Source organism: Streptomyces sp. NPDC031274 (genome assembly GCF_055570235.1).
Genome location: NZ_JBVIHP010000078.1, coordinates 319 through 2,882 on the forward strand (window position 1 = coordinate 319; position 2,564 = coordinate 2,882).

Sequence of the window (2,564 nt, forward strand, 5' to 3'; positions counted from 1 at the left end):
AGTGGGATCGCCCTGAACCCGGCGGGTTCGGCGAACCAGACATCGGCGCCGGGATCCTCGGCCGACTCGTCGACCGTGAAGCGGGGAGCGGCGGTCACCGCATCCCGTCCTGCGTCACGGGGTCGGGAACCTGCGCCCCCGCCCGACGGGCACGTTCGAGCGCGGCGGGGCTCGCACCCCAGCCGACCGGGGCGGCTTTCCAGCTGGGCCGGGCCGGACGCTGGTAGAGGAAGTGCAGCCGCTTGGGTGCGTCGCCCCCACGGCCCGGCGCCGCGATAACGGCGTAGAAACGAGGGTCACCGGCGAACCACAAGGGTTCGATCTGAGCCTTCAGCTCGGGCTTGGTCTTGTTGGTACCGAAGCGCCTCATCCACCAGAAGGTGCGCATGTTGGCCATGAAGAGCAGCGGGATCCGCTCGTCCGGTTTCTCAGGATTGGGGAGCTCGTACCACATCTCGTCCTCCTGGGCCTCGGGGTGCTTGTTCCGGCCTCGGGGGACGTCCTTGAGGTGCTGCCAGGGGTACTGGGCGAGGACGCGTTGCATGTTGAGGGACCAGGGGAAGTAGCCGATTTGGAGGACGGCTCGGAAGGTCGCATACAGCATGAGAGGCAGGAAGAAGAAGAAATAGCCCGGCGACAGAAATACGACTGGGACAGCCAAGGACCCTATCCAGACTGCGATCCAACCGATCAAGCGCGCAACGATCAAGATCATGTGCCAGATCCAGGCGTTACGGGTCGGGGGGTGGTCCCAGGCAGTGGGGGAGTCGGTGGGATGCATATGAGCAGCTTTCAGTTCGCAGCGGATCAATGGAAGACATGCCGGGCGATATCAACGAGACTGCCACCGTCGACGCCGAGCCTGGTGCCATCGATACCTGCTACGGCACCGTCCTTGATGCCATCGTCGTCGGCATCCACGGCCTTCATCACCAGCCCGAATCCTGCGGTGCCGACGCCAACCGCAGCTGAAGTGACCTCGACCGTCCTGGTGATCGGTTCGGCCCGCGCTCCCCTGATCGTGAGGCCGAGCAGAGAATTGTCCAGGCTGGAAATGGTCCTCGCATGCTCCATGGTGGATGCACCGGCATTGGCCAATCGAGTGCCGAGGCCGATGGCGTCCCCCGCCGCGTCGACGCCACGTACAGCCGCCTGCCCGCACTTCCAAGCCGCGCCAAGTCCTGGCATGGCACCGAGGGCGTCACCGCCGACCGTGACGAGATTGCTCCAGAAGTCGGTGTCGAACTCACCCTTGCTGAAGCCGTCCTTGAGCGACGCCCACACGGTGGGGTCCTGGGTGACCCGCAGCGCAAGAGCCGTCGCACTCAACGCCGCCGCAGCCAGCAACAGAACCGCCGCAGCCGTCCCACCCGTCACCACGAACAACGCCACAAGCCCGACGATGGCGGCCACGGTGCTGAGGATGTCGGGCAGGTTCTCCTTGACCCAGTCCATCGCCTTGTCGAACCAGCCAGGCTCGTTCGGCGCCAGCTTGTGCGTCGCGTCGCGGATCTTGCCCGCCCGGAACCCGGACCTCGCCTCATGCTCGTACGCGAGGTCGCGGGCCTTCTTCAGGATCCGGTCGAGTTCCGCCTGGGCGTCGTCCACCTTGTTGTCGGCACGCGTCTCCGCCTTCTTCGCCTGATCCTGCCCGGCACCCTTCTTGTCCAGGTCAGGGTCTTTGCCCGCGGTTTCCGCTCGCCCCTGCGCCGCCTCAAGGGCGGCCCGCGCTTCCTTCGCGTCCGCGTTCAGGCGTTTCGCGCGGCCCTGATACTCGTCGAGCTCGTCGTGCCAGCGGTTCAGATGCTTGGCGGCCTTGCTGATGGAGTTCGCCGCGTTCTGCAGGTTCTTCGGCAGCGGACCGCCGTCGATCTGCTCACGGAAGGCGACTGCCGCGTCGCCTTCCCAATAGCTGCCGTCCATCAGCTTCGTGACCACGCCATGCGTCTCGTGCAGGACCTTGGCGCAGCCGGTCAGCTTCTTGTGCAACGCCTTGACGATGTCGCAGTCGCCGGGCACCGGATTGAACCCCAGGTCCGGGTAGTTGGGGTTCGGGATGTCCGGTGATGACTTGAGACCTTGCGGCAAAGGGCCATTCCTGGCGGCGGGCGAACCGGCGAAGGCGTCGCTCTCGGTCCCCGGGGTGATGGTCACTTCGAGCCCCCGCTTCCGCCGCTCCTGCCCTTGCCCTTCTCCTTCAGGTTCTCCTCCAGGGCTCTGTCGACTTCGCGGTAAGCGTCCTTGCTCTTGTCGATGATCTTGGCGAGGTCTTCGCTCTGCTCACCGATCTGCTCCGTGCCGTACTTCCAGTCGTCCTGGAAGTCTTCGCACGCGGAGTCGAGGTCATCAGTGCCGAGGCCGGTGATCGTCGCCTCGCTGAGTGCCTTGCGCAGCCCCTTCAACGAGTCGTTCGACTTGTTGAGCAGCTTCATGAAGTTCTCGAGCTCGTCCCCGTCGACCTTCAACTTGTCTGCCATTCCCACCCCCTGAAACTGCCCGTCGCATCGCGTGAGCTGCAGAGCCGCCGCAACAGGGGCGACGCCATCAGGCCAGGGCCGCGCCTC

3 protein-coding genes are annotated in these 2,564 nt (G+C 65.4%); all 3 read right to left on the reverse strand.

Annotation, left to right across the window (positions count from 1 at the left end; all coding sequences use genetic code 11):
• Nucleotides 1–94 precede the first annotated feature (94 nt).
• The 3 genes from ACZ5CR_RS43555 to ACZ5CR_RS43565 all read right to left on the reverse strand — a co-directional run bounded on the left by ACZ5CR_RS43555 (nt 95) and on the right by ACZ5CR_RS43565 (nt 2,477).
• A complete protein-coding gene (locus ACZ5CR_RS43555) occupies nt 95–604 on the reverse strand; it encodes a hypothetical protein (RefSeq protein WP_468868760.1) in 510 nt (169 codons plus the stop codon).
• A 203-nt stretch (nt 605–807) separates the two neighbouring features.
• Nucleotides 808–2,154, reverse strand: a complete 1,347-nt coding sequence (locus tag ACZ5CR_RS43560; protein ID WP_468868762.1) for a putative T7SS-secreted protein — start codon at nt 2,152–2,154, stop codon at nt 808–810.
• The gene (locus ACZ5CR_RS43565) at nt 2,151–2,477 is read right to left on the reverse strand and encodes a hypothetical protein (protein ID WP_468868764.1); all 327 of its coding nucleotides are present in this window, start codon (nt 2,475–2,477) and stop codon (nt 2,151–2,153) included. The genes ACZ5CR_RS43560 and ACZ5CR_RS43565 overlap by 4 nt, the downstream gene beginning before the upstream one ends.
• Nucleotides 2,478–2,564: the final 87 nt, after the last annotated feature.

Coding starts and splice junctions, on each gene's coding strand:
- ACZ5CR_RS43555 (WP_468868760.1), bottom strand. CDS start 604: ATGCTGTATGCGACCTTCCGAGCCGTCCTCCAAATCGGCTACTTCCCC.
- ACZ5CR_RS43565 (WP_468868764.1), bottom strand. CDS start 2,477: ATGGCAGACAAGTTGAAGGTCGACGGGGACGAGCTCGAGAACTTCATG.